Source organism: Candidatus Zixiibacteriota bacterium (assembly GCA_035380245.1).
GTDB lineage: Bacteria > Zixibacteria > MSB-5A5 > GN15 > FEB-12 > DAOSXA01.
Map to the genome: position 1 here is coordinate 369,160 of DAOSXA010000002.1, position 21,751 is coordinate 390,910.

General features: G+C 54.9%; 16 protein-coding genes and 1 tRNA gene. 1 reads left to right on the plus strand and 16 read right to left on the minus strand.

What is annotated here, in order from left to right; all coding sequences use genetic code 11:
• Window positions 1-116: 116 nt before the first annotated feature.
• The 12 genes from clpB to PLF13_06875 all read right to left on the minus strand — a co-directional run bounded on the left by clpB (window position 117) and on the right by PLF13_06875 (window position 15,174).
• Window positions 117-2,750: an ATP-dependent chaperone ClpB gene (gene clpB, locus PLF13_06820; GenBank protein HOP06988.1), complete on the minus strand. Its 2,634-nt coding sequence runs from the start codon at window positions 2,748-2,750 to the stop codon at window positions 117-119.
• Between the two features lie 274 nt (window positions 2,751-3,024).
• Window positions 3,025-3,978 (minus strand): J domain-containing protein, encoded by a 954-nt coding sequence (locus tag PLF13_06825; protein HOP06989.1) that lies wholly within the window; start codon window positions 3,976-3,978, stop codon window positions 3,025-3,027.
• A gap of 176 nt (window positions 3,979-4,154) precedes the next feature.
• A complete protein-coding gene (dnaK, locus tag PLF13_06830) occupies window positions 4,155-6,065 on the minus strand; it encodes a molecular chaperone DnaK (GenBank protein HOP06990.1) in 1,911 nt (636 codons plus the stop codon).
• Between the two features lie 104 nt (window positions 6,066-6,169).
• Window positions 6,170-6,601 carry an Hsp20/alpha crystallin family protein gene (locus tag PLF13_06835; protein HOP06991.1) on the minus strand — a complete coding sequence of 144 codons (432 nt, stop codon included), beginning with the start codon at window positions 6,599-6,601 and terminating at the stop codon, window positions 6,170-6,172.
• Window positions 6,602-7,478: 877 nt separating this feature from the next.
• Window positions 7,479-7,560: transfer RNA gene (locus PLF13_06840), tRNA-Tyr, on the minus strand.
• 120 nt (window positions 7,561-7,680) lie between these two features.
• The gene (locus PLF13_06845; GenBank protein ID HOP06992.1) at window positions 7,681-8,682 is read right to left on the minus strand and encodes an adenosine kinase; all 1,002 of its coding nucleotides are present in this window, start codon (window positions 8,680-8,682) and stop codon (window positions 7,681-7,683) included.
• Between the two features lie 91 nt (window positions 8,683-8,773).
• A complete protein-coding gene (locus PLF13_06850; GenBank protein HOP06993.1) occupies window positions 8,774-10,297 on the minus strand; it encodes a capsule assembly Wzi family protein in 1,524 nt (507 codons plus the stop codon).
• A gap of 15 nt (window positions 10,298-10,312) precedes the next feature.
• Window positions 10,313-11,569 carry a DUF1972 domain-containing protein gene (locus PLF13_06855; GenBank protein ID HOP06994.1) on the minus strand — a complete coding sequence of 419 codons (1,257 nt, stop codon included), beginning with the start codon at window positions 11,567-11,569 and terminating at the stop codon, window positions 10,313-10,315.
• Between the two features lie 113 nt (window positions 11,570-11,682).
• Window positions 11,683-12,756, minus strand: a complete 1,074-nt coding sequence (locus tag PLF13_06860) for a hypothetical protein (GenBank protein HOP06995.1) — start codon at window positions 12,754-12,756, stop codon at window positions 11,683-11,685.
• Complete coding sequence (locus tag PLF13_06865) at window positions 12,749-14,602, minus strand: carbamoyltransferase (GenBank protein ID HOP06996.1); 1,854 nt, start codon at window positions 14,600-14,602, stop codon at window positions 12,749-12,751. The genes PLF13_06860 and PLF13_06865 overlap by 8 nt, the downstream gene beginning before the upstream one ends.
• A 10-nt stretch (window positions 14,603-14,612) precedes the next feature.
• Entirely contained in the window at window positions 14,613-14,762 is a 150-nt protein-coding gene (locus PLF13_06870) for a DUF5989 family protein (protein ID HOP06997.1), read from the minus strand.
• 1 nt (window position 14,763) lies between these two features.
• On the minus strand, window positions 14,764-15,174 hold the full coding sequence (locus tag PLF13_06875; GenBank protein HOP06998.1) for an SxtJ family membrane protein: 411 nt from the start codon (window positions 15,172-15,174) through the stop codon (window positions 14,764-14,766).
• 295 nt (window positions 15,175-15,469) lie between these two features.
• Between PLF13_06875 and PLF13_06880 the strand changes: the two genes are divergently transcribed.
• Window positions 15,470-16,543 (plus strand): Wzz/FepE/Etk N-terminal domain-containing protein, encoded by a 1,074-nt coding sequence (locus tag PLF13_06880; GenBank protein ID HOP06999.1) that lies wholly within the window; start codon window positions 15,470-15,472, stop codon window positions 16,541-16,543.
• A gap of 2 nt (window positions 16,544-16,545) precedes the next feature.
• On the opposite strand, the gene PLF13_06885 is transcribed toward PLF13_06880, so the two are convergent.
• Genes PLF13_06885 through PLF13_06900 form a run of 4 tightly spaced genes read right to left on the minus strand, consistent with a single transcriptional unit; the run spans window position 16,546 to window position 21,746 of the window.
• Entirely contained in the window at window positions 16,546-17,733 is a 1,188-nt protein-coding gene (locus PLF13_06885; GenBank protein ID HOP07000.1) for a glycosyltransferase, read from the minus strand.
• A complete protein-coding gene (locus PLF13_06890) occupies window positions 17,723-19,012 on the minus strand; it encodes an O-antigen ligase family protein (GenBank protein HOP07001.1) in 1,290 nt (429 codons plus the stop codon). The genes PLF13_06885 and PLF13_06890 overlap by 11 nt, the downstream gene beginning before the upstream one ends.
• Window positions 18,997-20,148: a glycosyltransferase family 1 protein gene (locus PLF13_06895; protein HOP07002.1), complete on the minus strand. Its 1,152-nt coding sequence runs from the start codon at window positions 20,146-20,148 to the stop codon at window positions 18,997-18,999. The genes PLF13_06890 and PLF13_06895 overlap by 16 nt, the downstream gene beginning before the upstream one ends.
• Window positions 20,145-21,746, minus strand: a complete 1,602-nt coding sequence (locus PLF13_06900) for a flippase (GenBank protein HOP07003.1) — start codon at window positions 21,744-21,746, stop codon at window positions 20,145-20,147. Before PLF13_06900 ends, PLF13_06895 begins: the two co-directional genes overlap by 4 nt.
• Between the last annotated feature and the right edge of the window lie 5 nt (window positions 21,747-21,751).

Consider the following 21,751-nt stretch of genomic DNA (forward strand, 5'->3'; position numbering starts at 1 on the left):
ATGCAATCACTTTTCAGCCCAGCACGCTATTTTGTGACATTTGCGCACAACAGAAAGCGGGCCGGTGTTTTTAGCATCGACCCGCTTTTTAATGGATAACAATCAGGAGGATAGATTTAGCCGGCCGGTTCTTCCTTCGGCTGGTCGTTATTAGTCGACTCGGCCGTCATACGCAACTGCTCGTCGGCAACGTCGATCAAGAGCTTCTGTCCTGGTTTCAACTCGCCGGACAAAAGCATCTTCGCCACCTGTTGCGAGAGGTGCTTGGAAATGAACCGCTTAATCGGACGCGCTCCGTAGGTTTCATCGAAACCCGTAGCAGCGATATAATCCCGAGCCGCATCACTGACTTCCAGCTCGACATTTTTATCCGCCAGCAGTTGCTCCAGCCGTACCAATTGCAGACTGACGATCTGTTTTATTTCATCGCGCGTCAGCGATGAGAAAATGATCGTTTCATCGATACGGTTCAGGAACTCCGGTCGCAATGTCTGGCGCAACCGCTCCATAACGTTGGTCTTGATATTCTCGTAAACCACCTCGCGGTTGAACTCACCCAGGTTACGGGATTCGTTCTGGATATAGTCGCCGGCGAAGTTCGAGGTCATTATCAGGATCACGTTCCGGAACGAAACCGTGCGCCCCTTGTTGTCCGTCAAACGACCGTCATCGAGCACCTGCAGAAGGATATTGAACACCTCGGGATGCGCTTTCTCGATCTCATCGAGCAATACGACCGCATAAGGCCGCCGCCGCACCGCCTCGGTCAACTGGCCCCCTTCATCGTAACCGACATAACCGGGGGGCGCCCCGACCAGACGCGAAACCGAATGCTTTTCCATGTACTCGGACATGTCGAGCCGAATCATCGCATCCTCGGTTCCGTATAGAAACTCCGCCAGGGCACGCGCCAGTTCGGTTTTACCGACACCGGTCGGTCCCAGAAAAATGAACGAGCCTATTGGTCGCGCCGGATCGGATAAACCGGCCCGCGACTGACGTACGGCGTTGGCCACGGCTTCGACCGCTTCGTTCTGTCCGATCACCCGCCGGTGCAATTCATCTTCGAGACGAAGCAGTTTCTGTTGTTCCGACTCGGTCAAACGCGCCACCGGGATTCCGGTCCATTTCGAAACGATCTCGGCGACATCCTCATCATCGACTTCCTCTTTGAGGAGCTTACGGTGTTCCTGGATCGCTGCGAGCGAATGTGTGAGAAACTGTAATTTCTTCTCAGCCTCGGCAATCTCGCCGTATTTCAACTTGGCCGCCGCTTCATAGTCGGCGCGGCGTTCGGCATCGGCGGCACGATGTTTTAGTTGTTCAATTTCGAGCTTGATCTCACGAATCGTGTCGACCGTCTCTTTTTCCTTCTTCCATTGGGTCGAGAGATCATCACGCTGCGCGTATAACTCGGAGAGTTCTTCCTCGATCGGTTTCAACCGCTCCGGGGCATCTTTCTCACGCCTGATCCCTTCCTTCTCAACCTCGAGCTGCCGGATTCGCTTCTCGATCGCATCCAACTCTTCGGGCATAGAGTCAATAGAGATTCGTAACTCGGCCGCGGCCTCATCGATCAAATCGATCGCTTTATCCGGCAAAAACCGGTCGGCGATATAACGGTCGGACAACCGCGCGGCCGCCACCATGGCGGCATCGGATATTTTGATCCCGTGGAACGCCTCATAGCGGTCACGAAGGCCTCGCAAGATCGAAACCGTCTCCTCGACCGAGGGAGGTTCGATCATTACCGGCGCGAACCGTCGTTCGAAAGCGGCATCCTTCTCGATATGCTGCCGGTATTCTTCGAGCGTAGTAGCGCCGACGAATCTAAGTTCTCCTCGGGCCAGCGCCGGTTTGAGCATGTTCGAGGCATCGAGCGAACCGCCCACCGCGCCGGCGCCGACGATCGTGTGCATTTCATCGACAAACAGCACGATACGACCGTTCGCCTGTTCCACTTCCTTGATAATCGCCTTGAGTCGTTCCTCGAATTCACCTCGGAACTTGGATCCGGCGATCAACGCCCCGATATCGAGCGCCACCAACTGCCGATCCTTCAACGTCTCCGGGACTTCACCGGCGGCGATTTTCTGAGCCAAACCTTCGACCACCGCTGTCTTGCCGGTACCCGGTTCACCGATCAGCACCGGATTGTTCTTGGTACGACGCGAGAGGATCTTGATCACTCGTCGGATTTCATCGTCACGGCCGATTACCGGATCGAGTTTGCCTTCCCGCGCCATTTTGGTCAAATCGCGCGAGTAACGCTCCAGTACGGCGTACTTCGATTCCGGGTTGTCGTCGGTCACCCGTGAATGGCCACGGATCGACGTTAACGCCTGGAGCAGGTCGTCCCGCTTGACGCCGTGTTGTTTGAGCAGATCACGAGCTTTGCTTTTTACCTCGAGCATCGCCAACAACAGATGCTCGACCGAAACATACTCGTCCTTGAAGTTGTTGAGTTCCGCTTCGGCTTTGACGAACAGGTCACTCAACTCACGTGAGGCGTAAACCTGCCCCCCCTGCTGGTGCGGCATCATCTTGATCGCTTCGTCAAGTTCATCGCCAAGGGCCACGGTATCGACTGACAGCTTCTTGAGCAGTTGTCCTACCAGCCCTTCGTCCTGCTTGAGCAGAGCGATCAGCAAATGTACCGGCGTGATTTCCGGATGCGATTGACTTTGCGCCAGTTGCTGCGCGTAGTTTATCGCATCCACCGATCTTTGTGTGCATTTGTTAAGGTTCATATCTTATCCCTCCTTGACTCCATATCTTCTCGTTCCGTCGCTTTGCGGCGGAACGCGTTCTTCGGGCACTCCGCGCCATTTCGTATTCCGTGGGCGGCAGACGTCCACGTCTGTCCCCAATATATTGTCGAAACTTCGCTTCGCGATCCGCCTTCGGCGGACAGGAGTTTCGACCTACTCAAGCTATCTTCAGAAAATCCGAGCAAGCCTCGGGCCACCCATCCACGGTCTGCGGTGCCCCGCCCCTCGGGTGGGACCTTCTCATTCGAGAACCTCACCCCTCCCACTTCTCCAGGAACGCCCGTTGTTCGTCGGAGAGCGAGGTCGGCAGCGTGACATTAATCGTCACGAACAGATCACCGGTCTTGCCGTTAAGTTCCAGCCCGAGTCCTTTCAGCCGCATCTTCGTTCCCGGCTGTGTGCCGGGCTTCAGGTTCAAAGCCACCGTCTTGGTCAGCGACTTCACCTCCACCTTGCCGCCGAGGATCGCCCGCGTGAACGGCACCTCCACGGAAGTGTGAATGTCGTTTCCTTTACGATCGAACTGTTGATCTGTCATCACCTTCACCGTTATTATCAAATCACCGTTGTTGCCACCCATCTGTCCCGGAGCACCGAGTCCGGCCAGACGAATCTTGCCGCCGTTCTCGATTCCTTTCGGGATTTTAACCGAGATTTTCCTGTCTCCCGGCTGCAACACCAACACTCTTTTAGTCCCGCCAATCGCTTCACGGAACGTGACCGTCAATTCAGCTTTGGCATTGGCGCCTCGGCGCGGTCGTTGGCGTCTGAAACCACCCGCCTGCGCTTTCCCAAACGGGGTTCCGCTTCCGCCGCCGAAAAACGACGACAGAATATCCTCCAGCCCGCCGAGACCGTCTACTCCTCCGCCGAACCGGAACGACTGAAAACCGCCCCGTCCCTGGGGTCCCTGGCGGAAGAACTGCGAGAAATCATCGCTGCCCGGACCTCTGCCCGCTCCAGGATAACCGCCCGGTTGTCCGGCAAAGGCGCCGTATTTGAGCATGGTGTCGTACTCTGCGCGCTTTTTCGGATCGGCCAGCGTCTCGTGCGCTTCGGATATCTCCTTGAAACGGCTTTCCGCCGCCTTGTCTCCCTTGTTGCGATCAGGGTGATACTTCTTTGCCAGGGTGCGAAACGCCTTTTTAATCTCGTCCTGAGAAGCATCCTCGCTCACACCAAGAGTTTTATAGTAGTTTTCACTCACTAAAGCATCACCTCGTTTATTTCAGAGTCACCGTCCGACAGGATATATCGAATTAACCTCACCGGTTTATACCACATGCGGGCTTCAACAAAGCCACGAAGGCGGAGAATCGCTCCGCCTCCGTCTCTTTGTTATATCCTGCTGCCGTCCCGGCAGCTCGGACCGGTGCCTTAGCATTACTTCACTTCTTCGAAATCGGCGTCCACGACATTCTCATCGTTGCCGCTCGCTTCGGCATTGCCGTTGTCGGACGGCTGCCCGCCCGGCGTCGGTCCTGCCTGTTGCGCTCCGGCGGCCTGGTACATCTCAGCCGAGGCATTCTGCCAGAGCTGGTTCAGCGCATCGGCCGCGGATCTGATTTCTTCGGCATTGTCGCCGCCGAGAGCATCCTTTACCCGCGCCTGGGCCGCTTCGAGTTTCGAGCACGTCTCCGGAGTCAGCTTGTCGCCGTACTCCTTGAGCTGCTTCTCACTCTGGAACAGCGAGGCATCGGCCTGGTTTCGCGTTTCTATCCGGCTCTTCTTCTCCTTATCATCGGACTCGTGTTTCTTGGCATCCTCGACCATACGGTCGATCTCCGCCTGCGACAGTCCGGAGGAAGCCTCAATCCTGATATTCTGCGACTTGCCGGTGGCCATGTCCTTCGCGCTGACGTTCAGGATGCCGTTGGCGTCGATATCGAACGTTACCTCGATCTGCGGCAGGCCGCGCGGCGCCGGCGGGATCCCATCCAGAATAAACCGTCCAATCGTCTTATTATCAACCGCCATTTCACGCTCACCCTGCAGCACGTGGATATCCACCTGCGGCTGGTTGTCGGATGCGGTCGAGAATATCTGCGATTTCTTGGTCGGTATCGTCGTGTTTCGCTCGATAATTCGCGTCGTCACCCCGCCCAGCGTCTCCAGGCCGAGCGACAGCGGCGTTACGTCGAGCAACAGCACGTCCTTGACATCGCCGGTCAGAACACCGCCCTGAATGGCCGCACCGATCGCCACCACCTCGTCCGGATTGACCGAGCTGTTGGGCTCGACTCCGAAGAAGTTCTTGACCATCTCACGCACCTTCGGCATACGGGTCATACCGCCGACCAGGATAACATCATCCATCTGGTTGATCTTGAGTCCGGCGTCGTCGAGCGCTTTTTTGAGCGGGTCCATGGTTCGCTGCAGGAGGTCGTCGACCAACTGCTCGTACTTGGCACGGGTCAGCTTAAGGTTCAAGTGCTTCGGACCGGAAGCATCGGCCGTCACGAACGGCAGATTGATATCCGTCTGCATGGTCGTACTCAGTTCGATCTTGGCCTTCTCGGCCGCTTCCTTGAGCCGCTGCAACGCCATCGGGTCTTTGGACAGGTCGATACCGTCGGATTTTTTGAACTCGTCAACGAGCCAGTCGATAATCCGCTTATCGAAATCGTCACCGCCCAGATGGGTATCACCGTTGGTGGAAAGTACCTCGAACACCCCGTCCTGGAGGTCCAGGATGGAGATATCGAACGTACCGCCGCCGAGGTCGTACACCGCGACCTTGCCGGTCTTCTTTTTATCGAGACCGTAAGCCAGCGCCGCCGCGGTCGGTTCGTTGATGATTCGCTCAACCTCAAGCCCGGCAATCTTGCCGGCGTCCTTGGTGGCCTGTCGCTGACGGTCGTTAAAATAAGCCGGGACCGTAATCACGGCCTTTTTGACCTTTTCGCCAAGGTACTCCTCGGCGGTCTTTTTCATCTTACCCAGAATCATGGCCGATATCTGGGCCGGGGCATACTCCTTGTCTCCCATGACCACGACCGGCTCACCGGAGCTGTTGGCCTTGACCTTGTACGGGAAGTTCTTGATCTCCTCGGAGACCTCATCGAACTTACGCCCCATGAAACGTTTGATCGAAAACACCGTGTTGAGCGGGTTGGTTACCGCCTGACGCTTGGCCACGGTGCCCACCAGCCGCTCGCCGTTCTTGTCGATCGCCACCACCGACGGCGTCGTGCGACCGCCTTCGGAATTGGCAATCACGCTCGGCTGAGAACCCTCGATCACCGATACGACACTGTTGGTCGTTCCTAAATCTATTCCGATAATTTTATTCATTTTCTCACCTCGTTATTTCCGTAAGAAAGGCCGGTCGTTGGCGACCGGCCTTCCTGGTTTTTCATTCAAGGGCTACCGGCTTCAGGCCGGACATTGCCACCTTGTTAGCTGACCTTGACATCGATCTGTTTCGGCTTGGTTTCTTCCTTGCGCGAGAGCTGGACGGTCAGCAATCCGTTCTTGTAGTCGGCCGCGACGTTTTCAGTGTCGACATAATCCGGCAGCGTGAACGACCGGCTGAAAGACCCGGTAACGATCTCGTTACGAACGATGCCGTTTTCGTTCTCGGCCGATTCGAACTTCCGTTCACCGTGAACCGTAAGGAGCTTGTGCTCGACCGTGACGTTGATGTCTTTCTTGTCCATACCGGGCAATTCGAAAGTCAGCACAACGTTGTCCTTGGTTTCTTTGATGTTGACCCTTGGGACAAAATCCGCGCAATCGTCGCAGTCAACGACATTGTTGCGGGTGAACATCCGGTTGAACATCTGATCAACCTCTTTCGAGATTCTGCTTGGGTTTACCAGGTAAGTCATTTTAACACCTCCGTGTATCCAGTTCTTTTTCTTTTTGTCTCGTTTATTTTTGTCATTCGCCTGGATTATAATCAAACGGCGTGCCAAAACTCGTAACACGATGGATAGTAGACACATAGCATATTCGCCTCACAGCCACTGGCAGAAAAAGACCGCCATACTGGCAGTACACACCGCCATGACGGCAGCCACGCTTGCCATTGCGGCAGCCATGTGCGCCATTCTGGCATCTTCCATATTGTCGAATTGTATGGCGGCCGTAGCGCGGGATCCCCGCGATCCCGCGCTGTCAACACCAATCTTGGGATGACTCGTTGGAAACGTCTCCCCAAAAACTGCCACGGATTCTATGTGGGCCGCAGACCTCCGGGTCTGCCCCTGCAGCAGCCGCCCCCGGAGAACTGTACAACCCGGACATAGATAACATGCAATCCCACCCGTGGACGGGTGGGCCACCAGCCGGGATCCCCGCGATCCCGCGCTGTCAACACCAATCTTGGGATGAATCGTTGGAAACGTCTCCCCGAAAACTGCCACGGATTCTATGTGGGCGGCAGACCTCCTGGTCTGCCCCTGCAGCAGCCGCCCCCGGAGAACTGTACAACCCGGACATAGGTAACATGCAATCCCACCCGTGGACGGGTGGGCCTTGGCTCAGATGAAGGACCGGCATTCCAGATCCTGCAATCCCACCCGTGGACGGGTGGGCCACCAGTCAGCGCGGCACAAAGGCCGGGATCGCGGGGATCCCGGCCTTCGGACTTCGTGAATATCATAGCCGAGCAGGTCTATCTGAGACGTGCCGTGCCTAGCAGGTCTGCCAGCTCCCCCCGATCCCGGGCACAAAAAAACGGGCGTGGCGCCCGCAATAAAAAAGTGGTGGGGGAAGGATTCGAACCTTCGAAGGCTGAGCCGACAGATTTACAGTCTGTTCCCTTTGGCCGCTCGGGAACCCCACCAACTTTGGAATATGGTATGTATCGGCACTGTGTCCGAAACACAAAGCCCTAATAAATGAGTTAAGCCTTAAAAATCAACGGAAAAATGCACGCGGAGGCTCTTGTCGGCCAAAAGTTTCGCTAATACCGCTCCATCCAGGCTCGAATACGTTCATAACCCTCGTCCGGAATCTGAGCGCCATCGACCTGGCAGACCTCAAAGCCACATAGCGCCGCTAAAGTTCCGGCCTGCTCCAAAGACCAACCCTGCACCAAACCGTAAAGGAGTCCGCTTGCCCAGAGATCCCCGGCGCCGGTGGTATCAACGATATCGCCGCCAGTCACGGCAGTTATTTTTATAACAGCGTCCCCGGCCTGAATCAGAGCTCCCCTGGGGCCGGTTTTGAGCGCCGCAATCGGAGCTTCCTCGGCCAGCGCGCTGAGCATAGCGCTCTCATCCGTCAGACCGGTGTAGGCGCGGGCTTCATCTTCGTTGGCCAGGAGAATATCGACATACTCGCGCACCAGTTCATGTAACTTCTCACCGGCCGCTTCAACAACCGTGTAGCTGGCCAGGTCCAGTGAAATCCTTGCCCCGGCCTCACACGCGGCTTCAAAACAGCGTACGGTCAGGTCCCAGTTGAAAAGGAGATAACCTTCAAGATGAACGATTGCAGCTTCCGCCAGCGGTTCCACGATAATCTCTTCCGGGACAATTTCCGAGGATGCTCCCAGGAAGGTAAACATGGTCCGCTGGGCATCCGGCGTAACCAGCGACAAGACCTGCCCGGTGGGGGTGTGTGAACGGAGCAACATCGGCTCGACGTTCGCTTCCTGCAATGAGCTCTCCAGCCTCTCCCCCAGTTCATCCCGGCCGCATTTACCGATAAAACGCGCCTCACCGCCCAGTTGACCGACACCGACGATCGTGTTGCAGGCCGATCCGCCCGGTGATTGTGCCGGGTTTTCCAGTAACTTCGCCACGGTCGCCTCGATAAAAGCGACCTCAGCCAAAGTCATCCCCCCTTTGGCATGACCGAGCGATTCCACTAGCTGATGCGACTGGTGTGAGATCATATCGACCAGAGCCGAGCCGATCCCGACAATTTTCGTTCTTCCGGAGAAATCCAAACTGCTATTCACCTCATATTTCGGGAAACCGTTCACGAATCCGGATCAATAGAGGAAATAAGGCTGTTACGGTCAAGGATTTATCAGAGGGATGCGGAGACTATCAGTCTCCAACGAACAGATCGAACGAACCGAACCAGGCAACAGCAATGTCCAGGAAGCTGTCGTCGACATCACAATTCAGAACATGTTGGGCATTGCTCAGGTCGCTATAACCGGCCGCGAAATCGAGCATGAAGTGGCGTCCGACATAACCGGCAACCGGGATAAAACCGGAAACCTTCAGCACCGCACCGAACTGTTTCTGAACCACCCCGGTCGGGAACGGCTCATCGTAGTCGCCGTCGACCAGCAGGAAAGACTCATCCCAGGGGCTGTAGATAGTTCCCTCGCCATGGCGACAATAGGCTAAACCTATTTCACAGGAGAACGAGGCGGTCGGCCAGAACCGAGCTCCGACATGAAGCGAGTCGGCGTCCGGGCCGAGCGGATGCCCTAACAGCTTGTTGCGATAGAGATAACGGTTTCGCGGTTTGCGCTGATGATAGGTGCGGTTGGTGATGTGAGTATATTCAACGAACAGGTCGGGCTCGAACGACGCCGTTCGCCCGGCGCGATAGAGTCCGGCCATCCCTCCCACCTCGGCCGGTTCCTCGTCTGCTTGTTCCTTGTCGTCCACCTGGATGTCATCGATCAGCAGTTGGCCGTAGAACGACCAGCCCTTGCGGAAAAACCAGGTGAAATCGCCGCCGAGCATGGTGTTGTCGTCGATATTCTCATTGATCTGAGCCGTGTGGAAAAACTGCAGCGGATTGAGATAGTACAACTCCGGCGACCGCCCCGCGCCGCCGAATATGACTGTTTCGAACAATGATACCCGCAACGTACGATGCAGGCGCACTGACAAACGATGCATAGCCAGATAGCGGTTGTCGTCAAACGAGTCGACGGGGAAACGAATATAGTCGATACTGTCCGGACGCGATTGATCCAGTCGGGCGAATACGAAAGCTATATCCAACCGTCCCTTGGAGAAATGCGCCCCGAGCATGTCGAGCGGCTCAGCCTCGGCAGACAGCACGAGATTCGTCTCACGCGGTCCCCAGAATAAGTGCTGCCGACCGAAGCTGAAGTCGAACGCACCGACATCGAAGAACAACGCTGCCGTCTCGACTTCTCCGGCCAGACCGCGCCATTTCTTGCCGGTATAATCCGGATCGAGAGCTTTGGCCCGATCGAGATTAAAACTGACCAGCGCACCCAATGAGCGAACAGGACGATAGATAAAGCCACCGGTCAGTTTGGTCAGGTCCTCACTTTTGCGGGACTGTCCGGTTTGAAGTTTCTCCTGAGTGATCGCGAAGCCGCGAACATGATCGCCTGAGACCGGATACAAGAGATCGAGAATCGGCGACGACAGCGAGTCGGACAACAGACGCTCGAAGTCACACGACAAGAATGGCCCTTGAGCCGGCCATGATTGAACTTCGCCGCAGCGCACGGCCTGTTGATAGAGAAGGTCGTATTCGAGGCGAAATGCATAGTCGTTAAGCGGCAGGGCCACTTCAGCGGACACACTTGTCGCAATCAGTAAAACCGACACTATTGTAATCAGTGCCTTGATCATACCTGCCTCGGGGATTTAATCCGCCTCATGGTCTTTGTTAACGGTTGATTTCATCACTTCTCGAAGTGCTTCTCGCTCAATTATCGGTAATTCTCTATCGGTTTCCAGATAGGCGGCAGGATGTCCCAAAGCCAGATTCATGTAACTGCGAGCCACCTCGTCCCAGCGATAACGTTCGGCAATACGACGCCGCATCGCCTCGGACTGATCGGGCATATCCATCGCAGCCGAAACCAGGACTTCAGCCAAATTATGCACTTGAAAAAAGAACCCGCTCTCCCCCAGCACCTCACGGCTGAAGTCAATGTCGATCGCAACCACGCGCGGACAAACCGCCATCGCTTCGAGCAGCGCCGGATTGGTGCCGCCGACCGAGTTGCCGTGCACGTAACAACGACAGTTGCGGCGAAGTGCATACAACTCATCGGCATCGTAGTTGGCCGGAAGAATCCTAACGCCGTTGACGCCATCGTAAGCTCGCAGTCTCTCAGCATAAGGAGTCGGTTGCTGGTATCCTACCACAACCATCCGAAAGCCTTTCCGGGACAAATCGGTCGCGGCGAATGAACTGACTGTTTCAAACGGAAGATTATCCGGCTCGATGCGGGTGATCTGTAGAAAATACTTCCCGGACTCAAGCTCGTATTTGTTCAGGATATCTGCCTGTTTCTCGGGGGAGACATCATATTTGCGCGGCGCTCCATAGGGAATGAACTGCGACTCGGCGCCGAATTGCTCCCGGTAGAAATTCTGAATCCCCACACTGTCGCTCACCAATGTTGCTCGAAGACGGCTTACTATCCAACTCGAAAGATAGTAGTACAGCTTGAACGGCCAACTCCATTTGGCCCTTTTCCATTCGAGTCCGTCGGTGTTGATCACCATCGGGATTCGCGCCATGACGGTAAGCAGAATCCCCGGCAGGTTGGCGTTGTTAAACCACATCACACAGTCATAGCGGCGACGGTCGCGCCGGATTGCTCTCCCGGTCTGAATCGAGGCGATGAACGTATCCAGCACGCGATGACGACTTCCGGCAACATATCGCAGCATCCGCCCCTCGTGTCGGTCAGGTCGGACATCACCGTTGGATTCACGACAAAACACCTCGCATTCGAAACCGTTACGGATAAAATGCGCCGTGATGTGATCGATGGCGGTCTCAAAACCGCCGTAGTTGGCGGGGAGTCCGCGCGTGCCGCAGAATGCCACTCGCGGTTTATCGGAGGCTGATCTTGTTTTGCGCTTGAACGTGAGTTTGGTATCTGTCATGTCAAGTCGTTCTCTTGAGAGTGTGATAACCTGCCCTCTTTACCACACCTATCGACAGGTATCAGAAAATACTGGAGTCGGATCAAGTTAAAAGATGATGAGTCCGTCAATACTCACGGATTGGTAAGCTGTTCCGCCAGACGACGACCAATCACTTCCTGTGTCGCAGGTGTCAGATGTCTCAATCCATGTGGACGGTTCATCGCCCCGGGCGGTAGTTCTTCGTTTACTATATACGATGCCTCAAGCACTCTCACATCATGTGCCGAAAGACTGTCGATCAATGCCGTCGGCATCGAGGGGCCGGTAAGTTTTTCCAGCGGATGCGGCAGATCCAGAACGATAAAGCGGGTATCCGATGAATCACACAGCATCTTCATGCGAAGAATCAAAGCCTCCGCCAGCCGTTCTTGTGAAGAAGTCGGGCCGTTATCCACGACCGCGCGAGCCTCAACCGCTTCTTGATCCGTTTCCGAGGTGATCACGTTGACCATCATTGAAAATAAAAAGGAGTGTTGGATCAACCAGCGAAACAGGCCAATGCCGAGTAAACGATCCTGAACTGCGATCCCCGGCAGGTAAGTAGTTTTACTGAGTACAAGCGAATCGTGCTCTATCGCGTACAATCCGCTATGTTCGGCATCCTCGAAATCATTGGCATAGAATCCCAATACTACTAAATCAGGTTGATAGCGGAGTCCTTCATAATGCAGAAAAGCCAATTCCTGAGCTGTTCCAAATCCGGCGATACCGCAGTTGAGAACCTCGAAGCGGACACTTCGTACGCGAAGTTCCCGTTCCAACACAGCGGGCCAGGTTGAATCCTGATCACATTCATATCCCATCGTTTGGGAATCACCGAGACAGAGAATGCGATAAACAGAATCGGCCTTTTCGTAATCGTAATCACGGTAATCACGAAATCCCCAGTTGTTGGTCGTGAACTCCCAGGAACCATCGGCGGACTTGTGACGGAAGGTCTCATTTGAACGCAGACGCGGAATAGATACCGGTCCATAATGGGCCGCGGTCTGAAAACGCGGGAACAGGTACATCGAATCGCCGAACAACCAGCGGACAGCCAGCTCGGACATAACCGTACAGATCAGGAAGGTGGAAAACGCCAGCAAGAGATTAAACAGCACGGCCGCCAACGGTAGTTTTTTGCCGACAGTCGCTTCAGTCATTTTCGAACGCCTCCTCCCACAGGTCGGCTTTGTCCTTTAATGGTTGGCTGGTTTTGTCATACAAGTAATCACCAATCACCAGGAAATCCATTTCGGTTCTCATGAAACAGCGATAGGCCTCTTCAGGCGTACATACGATCGGTTCGCCTCGGACGTTGAAGCTGGTGTTGACCAACACCGGGCAGCCGGTGATATCATAGAACGACTCCAACAACCGATACAGACGCGGGTTCGCATCCGATGTAACAGTTTGCACACGGGCGGAATTATCGACATGCGTAACCGCCGGGATCTCCGACCGTGGTTGGTTCAATCGCTCCGATAAGGATCCCGAAGGATTTACAGAGGAATTTTTAAGTCTTGCCTGCCGGACCGGAGCCGTGAACAACATATACGGCGAAGGGACATCCAGATCAAACCACCGACGAGCATGTTCGAGCAGTACGACCGGTGCAAACGGCCGAAATCCCTCACGTTTCTTGATAGCGAGATTGAGCTTGCGTTGCATTCCGGGCGAACGGGGATCGGCCAGAATGGACCGATTTCCTAGAGCACGCGGACCGAATTCCATACGCCCCTGAAACCATCCCACTACCTTACCGGCATCGAGCAGGGCGGCTACGCGTCGACAGAGATTTTCAAAATCAGAAAACTTCTCGTACTTAGGTCTCCAGGGTGATAGTCGTTCATCGACTTCTCCTTTCGAATATCCCGGACCGAGCAGAGCGTATTCCATTCCATCCGGTTTATGGATATTCCGCTCTTGTCTCAGAGCAATATGCCACCCTGCCAACGCTGCCCCGAGCGCACCACCGGCATCACCCGCCGCCGGTTGAATCCAGACACGGTCGAATAAACCGGATCGAAGCAACCGGCCGTTGGCAACACAGTTCAGAGCCACACCGCCGGCCAGACAAAGGTCCCTTTCGCCCGTCAACTCATGGGCGGAACGAGACAAACGGAGAAGGATATCCTCGGTGACAACCTGAATCGCCGCGGCCAATGCGATATGCCCCGTCTGAATCTCCCCCCCGGTCAAACGGGGAGCGACCTCGAACAACTCACGCCAGCGGGATTCGTCGAACATCGTCATACCGGTTGCATACGGGAAATAAGCCATATTGAGGCGCAGAGAGCCATCATCGCGCAGGTCTACCAACTCATTCAGGATACGTTCTACCTGACGGCGGACATCACCGGAGTCACGGTCGGCATAAGGTGCGAGCCCCATCAGTTTGTATTCGCCGCTGTTGACCTTAAAACCACAATAGGCCGTAAACGCGGCATAGAGTAAACCTATCGAGTGCGGGAAATCCAACTGGCGCAGAAGGTGCATGCCTGCCGACTGGCCGTGACAGATCGTTGCCGTAGCCCATTCTCCAACACCGTCAATTGTAAGCACAGCGGCAGACTCGAACGGCGAAGGATAAAAAGCGGCCGCGGCATGCGAAAGATGATGCTCTGGAAAAAGTAATCGGGGTTTTCTAAAACCCAGCTTTTTCAACTCGCGCACCAGGAGTCGTCGCATAAACAACTTCTCCCCTATCCACACCGGCATTGCTTTAACGAAGCTGCTGAATCCACGCGGTGCAAAGGCATGATAAGTCTCAAGCAGTCGTTCGAATTTGAGCATCGGTTTGTCGTAGAAAACGACGGCCTCGATCTGATCGGGAGTCAGATCGGCATAATTGAGAACGAAGTTTATCGCATCAGCCGGGAAACGAGGATCGTATTTAATGCGCGAGAACCGCTCCTGCTGAGCCGCGGCAACGACCTTGCCGTCAACCACGAGCGCTGCAGCGCTGTCGTGATAGTAAGCGGAGATGCCAAGAATCGCGCGAGCCATTGGGGAGACCTTAGAAAAGCGTGTAGATAAACGGACCCAGAGCACTGCTGCCGGCTAATACGATGAGCACTCCCAGCAGCACCAACACTACGATAGCCGGAGCCAGCCAGTATTTCTTACGATGCTTGAAAAAGCCGATCAGATCTCCGAATGAACTCATTTCAATAAGGCCTTTCCAAATCATCCGGTCCGAACTGTTTCTCACGTTTATTGAAAGCCGATCCGTCTTCCTTTTTGAAGCGACCGACATGCAGCGTGTCCCGGCCGGTCCAGCGTCGGAATAGGCCGATAGGCGTCACGATCAGGAAATAGATCAAACTGAGGATAATGCGAGAAACCACCAAGCCGACGAAATGCGTCACGGTGAGCCAAACGGCAGCGAGTGGTTTGAACAGAATCGGAGCGATTAATCCCAGCACAAGGACAACACCGGCGCCTAGCACCCAACGCAGATCCTTGTTCCAATAACCGACCGCCACCCCGATCAGGGCAAGCAGCATCGCCATATCACGCTGGTGAAGCGGCGTCGGTTCAAGACGCGGTTGTGACGAGCCTGATTCTGTCGCACTCATGCTGTTCTATTCCGAGATATTCCTCATTTCTCGCAACCAATATAGCCTTCCTCAAGAGCATGGTAAAGCATTCGTTGGATGCGCCCACAGGCTGATGCGAACAAGAAAAAAGGTCCGCATCGCACCGGAAATGCCTTCCCTTCATCACGGACAGCCACCTCACGCAGATCCTGCCGGGCCGTGTTAACTGGTTCATTTTGAAACGATTACGTCGCGTAAACAGTCCCCATTCAGTTCGGCACACCACTTGCCATATAATGAATCAGACAGGAACCTAAAAAACTGCCTTTGGAGTATGAAAGAGCATCTCTCAGACAAAAATACCTCGCACGACGACCTGAACCACATCAGTTTATTCGATCTGGTTCGCATCCTTCTATCGCGGCGCCGGATGATCGCCTCGATCGTGGCAATCGTGGTCATTCCCGCCCTTGCGATATTGTTGCTGTTGCCGAATCGGTATAGCTCAAGCGCTACGTTATTGCCAACCGCACCCGCCGATAAACTGGCCGAGTTGAAAACATTGGCCGGATTCGGCAGCGCCAACCAAGCCGCGGAAAGCTCTTCGGAGTTGTTCCCAACCATTTTGCGCTCACGACTTGTCAAGGATTCGGTGCTGAATTATTCGTACGTACTCGACCACGGTTCGGCGGCGACAACCGTAACTCTTGCCGAATATCTCGATGAGGATAATCCTGATAAACTTCGGGCAGCGCTGGACGGCATCACCTCGATCGCTACCGATAAACTGACCGGTGTCATCACCGTCAGTGTCGAAACCGAGCACCCGGTGCTCTCCCGGGCAGTTCTATCGCAATATCTGAGAGCACTGGAGCATTTTAATCTCCACCAACGAGCCTCCAAAGCTCAGGAAAACGTGCGCTATCTGGCGTCACAGGCGGCACGGCATAAGGACTCCCTCACCGTTGCCGAAGAAAACGTTCGCCGCTTCCGCGCCCAGAATCGTAACTGGGCAGCGAGCGCGAATCCCGACATTCTGGCTGAAAGCGTTCAGTTGGAACGTGAGGTGGAAATCCAGAATACGGCTTACCTTTATCTGGCGCGTGAGTTGGAAATAGCTCGGCTCGATGCCCAAAAAGATATTCCGATCGTTTCGGTGCTGGATCAACCCTCGTTGCCGACCGTCAAGTCCGGTCCGTATCGGCTCTCGATCCTGCTGGCCGTTTTGGCAGTGACATTACTCTCGGCGGTTTTAATCGCGTTCGTTCTGGAAGCCTTTCGCCTTAAAGCCAACCGTGCGAATGATGCCTCCCTGCAAAATCTGCGACACCAACTTGAGGAGACTTTCCCCCGTACCAGCCGTCTCGTCCTGAGACGGACTGAAAATCGGGTGCACGAAACGGTGTGAAATTATCGGGAGGATAAAACGCGCCAAATCGCTTCGGCACGAGCACGCCAGGTTAATTCATCCGGGATCATGCGTGGTTGCGGGCGAATCTTTAGCGCCCGGCGAAGGGCAGCTTCAAACGATTCCTTGTCCTGTGCCGTAAACACTCCTTCGTAGGAGTCATCGATTCCTGCCATGCGAGTACTTACGATCGGCTTATCGGCCGCCAGGTATTCATAGAACTTTATCGAATCCCCGCCGTGCTGCCGTTCCTCCGGGACATAAGGAATCAGGCAGACATCGAACTGCTGAACGAACGCCGGATAATCACGATAATGAATATCACCCAGATAATGGAAATTCGGCCGTTGTACGATACGATGGAACTGTCCGGCATCGAGTATCTGACCGGCTAACACGAAACTAACTTCGGGAAACGCGGTTGTCAGATAGTTAATCAAATCGGTATCGATCAGATGAGTTACTTTAGCTCCAATGCCGACAAGCGGTCTCGGCAGATCAACCAACTTCTCGGGAGCAGCATACCTTTTCCGAAACCGCTCAACATCGACGCCGTTACGGACCACTTCACACTTATCGAGCCCGAACTCGGAACAATAGAAATCACGGTTCGATTCTGAGTTGGTAGTCCAGGCCACCCTCATATCGGCCCAATCGGCATAGCAGTCATGTAAACGGCAACTATGCGAGTTATGCTCCGGAAATTCGAGAAAATTATCCCAGCCGTCGAACAGGCATCGCCGACATTTCAAATGTCGCACCAGAGGCGCTGCAAACAGATTGAAGCTGATGCAGTCATAGTCAACGAATCCCTCCGCAGCCAGTGCCTCGATAACGAACGAAACGAACGGCCTCCGACCGAACGCCCTCGCGAACCAGCTCTTGCGCAGAAGCAGCGGCCCTAATAAGTCGCACGAAAAATAATCCAGCGCCACCGTCCGTTCGTTTAGACGCACAACTCCACGACAGACCTTCTTTTTGATAACCTCACCTTTTGTGCGCCCGGCGCCGGTACGAACCAAACACTCTGCGGCCGTAACCGGTCGGTTTATAATCATAATGCGCCGAACGTTCGGTAATTCCGACAGATGCACGATCAAATGGGCGTCACGCGTACGAGCACCCTCGGCCTGGACTTTCGACCAGGAATGATAGGGGATAACAACCAGGTCCCGGGGTTCAGCGACCATGCGTCGTCCCCCCCAGCAGCATGGCCAATCCACACAGCAAACCACAAAACGCCCATAACAGAAGATTGATCGGATAAGCACCGAGACTCGATCCGGTCAGACCGGCGATCATGATTACCGTAAGCGGTCCGGATAAAAGCATGGCGGCGGGCAAATCGCCCTCGCCGCGCAGACGGAATGCGGCCTGCGCCAGCAGCAACACCATCAGCAGAAACAGAATCAGACCGGGCCAGCCGGTTTCCAGCGCCACTCGCAGAAACAAATTATGGCTGGTGACGTGAATTTTGTTGGCCGGTTCGAAATACTGCTCCATCGCATCGGCCGCCGAACCCATCCCGAGTCCCGCCGGGTGTGATTTAAGAAGACTCCAGCCGTGGGCGTAACCCTCAAAACGACTCGTGAAACGAGTCCCCTGCGACATATCGTCCAGGCTGGAAAGACTCCCGAACAGCATGCCCACCTCGGGGAAAAGGCCGGTCAGTATCCAGCCAATCAGAATCAGCACGACCAGCACTATCAGAGTAATCCAGACGATTTTCATGCGCCGTTGTCGGTAAATAAAAAACAACACGATCGGGATCGAACCGGCTAATGCCACGACTGAAGACCGCGTTAAGCTCGCCAGACAGGCCAGCACGGATAAAACGGCCAGGGTTATCGGCCAGGCTCTTTTCTTCTCGGCATAGAGAGTCAGCGCCACCCAAAACATGAATCCGGAAAACAGCCCGAGATGAAAAGGTCCGTTGAAAATCGAAAAGGCTCGCGTCTTGCCGAAAATCTGCCAGGTGTCGATAGAGGCCGTGTTGGCGGAGATCAAGGCATAATCGAAACCGGATAAGAAGAAAAACTGCTTGATACCGTACAGGAGAATCGGGATAGCACACAGCCCTATCAAGTGGACGGTCTTAATTACATACTCGCGGTTCGTCGCGGCCGCCACCGCCACGAAAAAGATCAGCATCTGAAATATCAGTCTCCGAAATCCCTCAATCCCCGCCACCATCGACGGCACATTCGGATTGAAAAGTTCCGCCAAACCTATCGTTATGAAAGCCAGGAAAAGCCATTCTATCCGAAGCCATTTTCGACCCTGTAACAACCCGGTGATCGTTACCCATAAGAAAAGCACACCGGTCACGACATCGGCCAGAAGGATCCAATAACGCGAGCCCAATGCTACCTTGGCGACATTGATGAACATCGCTCCGACCAACAGGAACAACAAAGCTCGCTGGAGTCCGCTCAGACGTTGTGAGAATGCCGCTATTCGTTCGCCCATGGCTCTCCCACATCGGTCGGGGCGGTATTGCAGGCAACCGCTTCCCAGACCTGGAAATGTTGTTCGACAGAGGTTGACCATTGGAAACGGAGGGCCTGTTTCCGACCCGCTTCGATTCGTTGCCGGCGACGGTCGTTGTCCCAGGCAAGACATTCCGCGATACGGTCGGCAAAAGGTCGCGGTTTGGGTTCATCGACAAGCAGACCGGCATCCCCAAGGACTTCGGGCATAGTGGAACAATTTAGCGCCACTACCGGCACACCGCAGGCCATCGCCTCTATCATGGGCAGACCGAAGCCCTCATAAAGCGAAGGAAACACCAACAGACGGACATCGCGATACAGCGCAATCAATCCTTCCAGATTAACTGCCGACTCAAAGAGGAGCAGTTCTTTCGGGATTTTGAAACTACGGGCACGCTCTCTGATGATTTTTTGGTGTTTTTCATCATCGGTAACACGCAGTCGAAGCGGTTCCCGACAGCCGTCCTTCACGAGCAAACCGTACGCTTCGAGCAGCAGATTCAAATTTTTGCGGGTAGTGTCGGTTCCGACATAAAGGATTCCGTGTCCGGCCGGAGAAACGACTTCATTCTCGGCTTCCGTTTGAAAACGAGACGATAAACCGGGATAAATCACACTGATCGCTTCCGGGGCAATTTTGAATTTCTCGACGATATCATGCGCTACGGCCCGACTGTGCGTGATGATGTGAGCGGCATTGCGCAACGCTCGTCCGAGTATCATTTCGTATTTCAGCGCTGTGGAAAACCGCCCCCAGCCCGGTTCACGATGTAACATCGGCGCCAGGTCCCAGACCGCCACCGTCAGTGGAATTGGCGAACGTCCCGGCGGCATTATCTGATACGGCCAATGGATTACTTCATAATCCGTCTGCCTAAGCCATACCGGAAGCCTTATCTGCGACCAGATCAATTTCGCTCCACGTCCGTCGCTATAAGGAACCAGGCGACTGCGAAATCCCTGAGGTGAGTCATGGCCGAGTGGAACTCCATGAAGCAGGTCGAGTTCATCCTGTCGTTTTTGTCGGGCCACTTCATCGAGGAATGATTCCAGACAGATTCGCATGCCGCACCGGCGATCATCGAGCAAATCAGCGCCAAGAATCAATCTCATACTTCAACCCCGCTTTCGGATCGACGGCGATTGAGACGGCCAAGCAATCGTATGAAACCGGCCCGGTCGGCATCGGTCATAAGTCCCCGCCAGAATCCGGTCGTAACCAGAACCAGTGTAACCAGAACCGCCGTTGATCGCAACACGATCCCCGGTATGGCAGTGAGACCGAACGCAAGACCGGTTACGACAATGACGGAAAACAACAACCACCCATTGTCACGATTCACAATGGAGCGATCATAGTCTATCAGGCGAGCAGAAATTATCCAGAGCACGATCACATCAACCGTGGCATATCCGAGCCAGACCGAAGCCACCCCGGTCAATCCGTATGCCCCGGCGGCCCACCAGGAAGCGACCGCATACAGAGGCAACTCGACAATGTGCCGTTTGGCCGTCAAATCGGGTCGGCCCACCGCCTGGATCGCCCCGCTCGGAATCGTGCCCAGAGCCAGCATCAGGATACCGACCGCCATCAACTGCAACAACAGAGTCGACTCGATGCGGAATTCCGCTCCGAGCCAGAGATCGATACCGGGGCCGGCAAAAGCCACCACCAGGATCACGATCGGGGCCACTATTACCATCAAGGCTTTGAGCGAACGACGCATAAGATCGCGCAGATCGTTCAAACGTTCCATACCACAAGCCGCAAAAAGTGGAAACAACGACATAACCAGAGCCGCCGGCAAAAAGAGCAGTTTGGTAACCATCTCGAACGGCGTGCTGTAGTAAGCCACGGCGCTCATATCCAAACGTGAAGAGACCACGAAACGATCTATGTAACCGAACGACATCAATGCCCCGACCATGTTGGTGACCGTAATCCAACCGCCATAGCCCAACAGTTCTTTGGCCAATGCGCCGCGAGGCGTTCGCGGTCGCCAGTCGCGACCTAGTGATTTGATCGCCGCAATCGTAAACGCGATGAACACCGCCGCACGCCCTATCGCCAGCACCAGCACGACATAAAACAAGCTCTGTGAAAATAGAAGCACGACCACCGGTGAAACGAAATTAAACGTGCTTGCCGGTATGCGAATCGCGTTCACTAAACCGAATCGGTTATGACCTTCGAGCACGCCCCGGCCACCCGAGGCGCCGATTATGAACGGCATCGACAGGGCCAGCGCCATAAACGAGCGCTCGGCCTCATCGAGTAAACCGGCCGGGATCGTAAAAACATCCTTGACCAGCCAGGGAACCGCGGCGGCAACGGCAATGGCGCCGATTATCCCCTGTACGATGAGCATCATGAGCGAGGTCCAGACGACGGTCGGAAGATCCCCTTGTCGATTGTTTTCAATCGCGCGGGCAACGAACTGGGTGGTCGCTCGCCCCACCCCCAAATCGAAAATGCCGAAATAACCGACTACCATCCACGCCAGGGTAAGCACCCCGAAAGGCTCCGTGCCGAGCCCGTCGACCACCACCGGAATACAGACCACCGCAATCCCCATCGGCAAAATCCGTCCCAGCAGGTTGAACACCGTATTGCGGGTCAACAAAGCCCAAATCGAACCGGTACGAACCGGAGTCGAGCTGTCTTTGTCTGATTCGGATTTATGCGTGATGGTCATGGCCCCGTGTTTCATGGTCG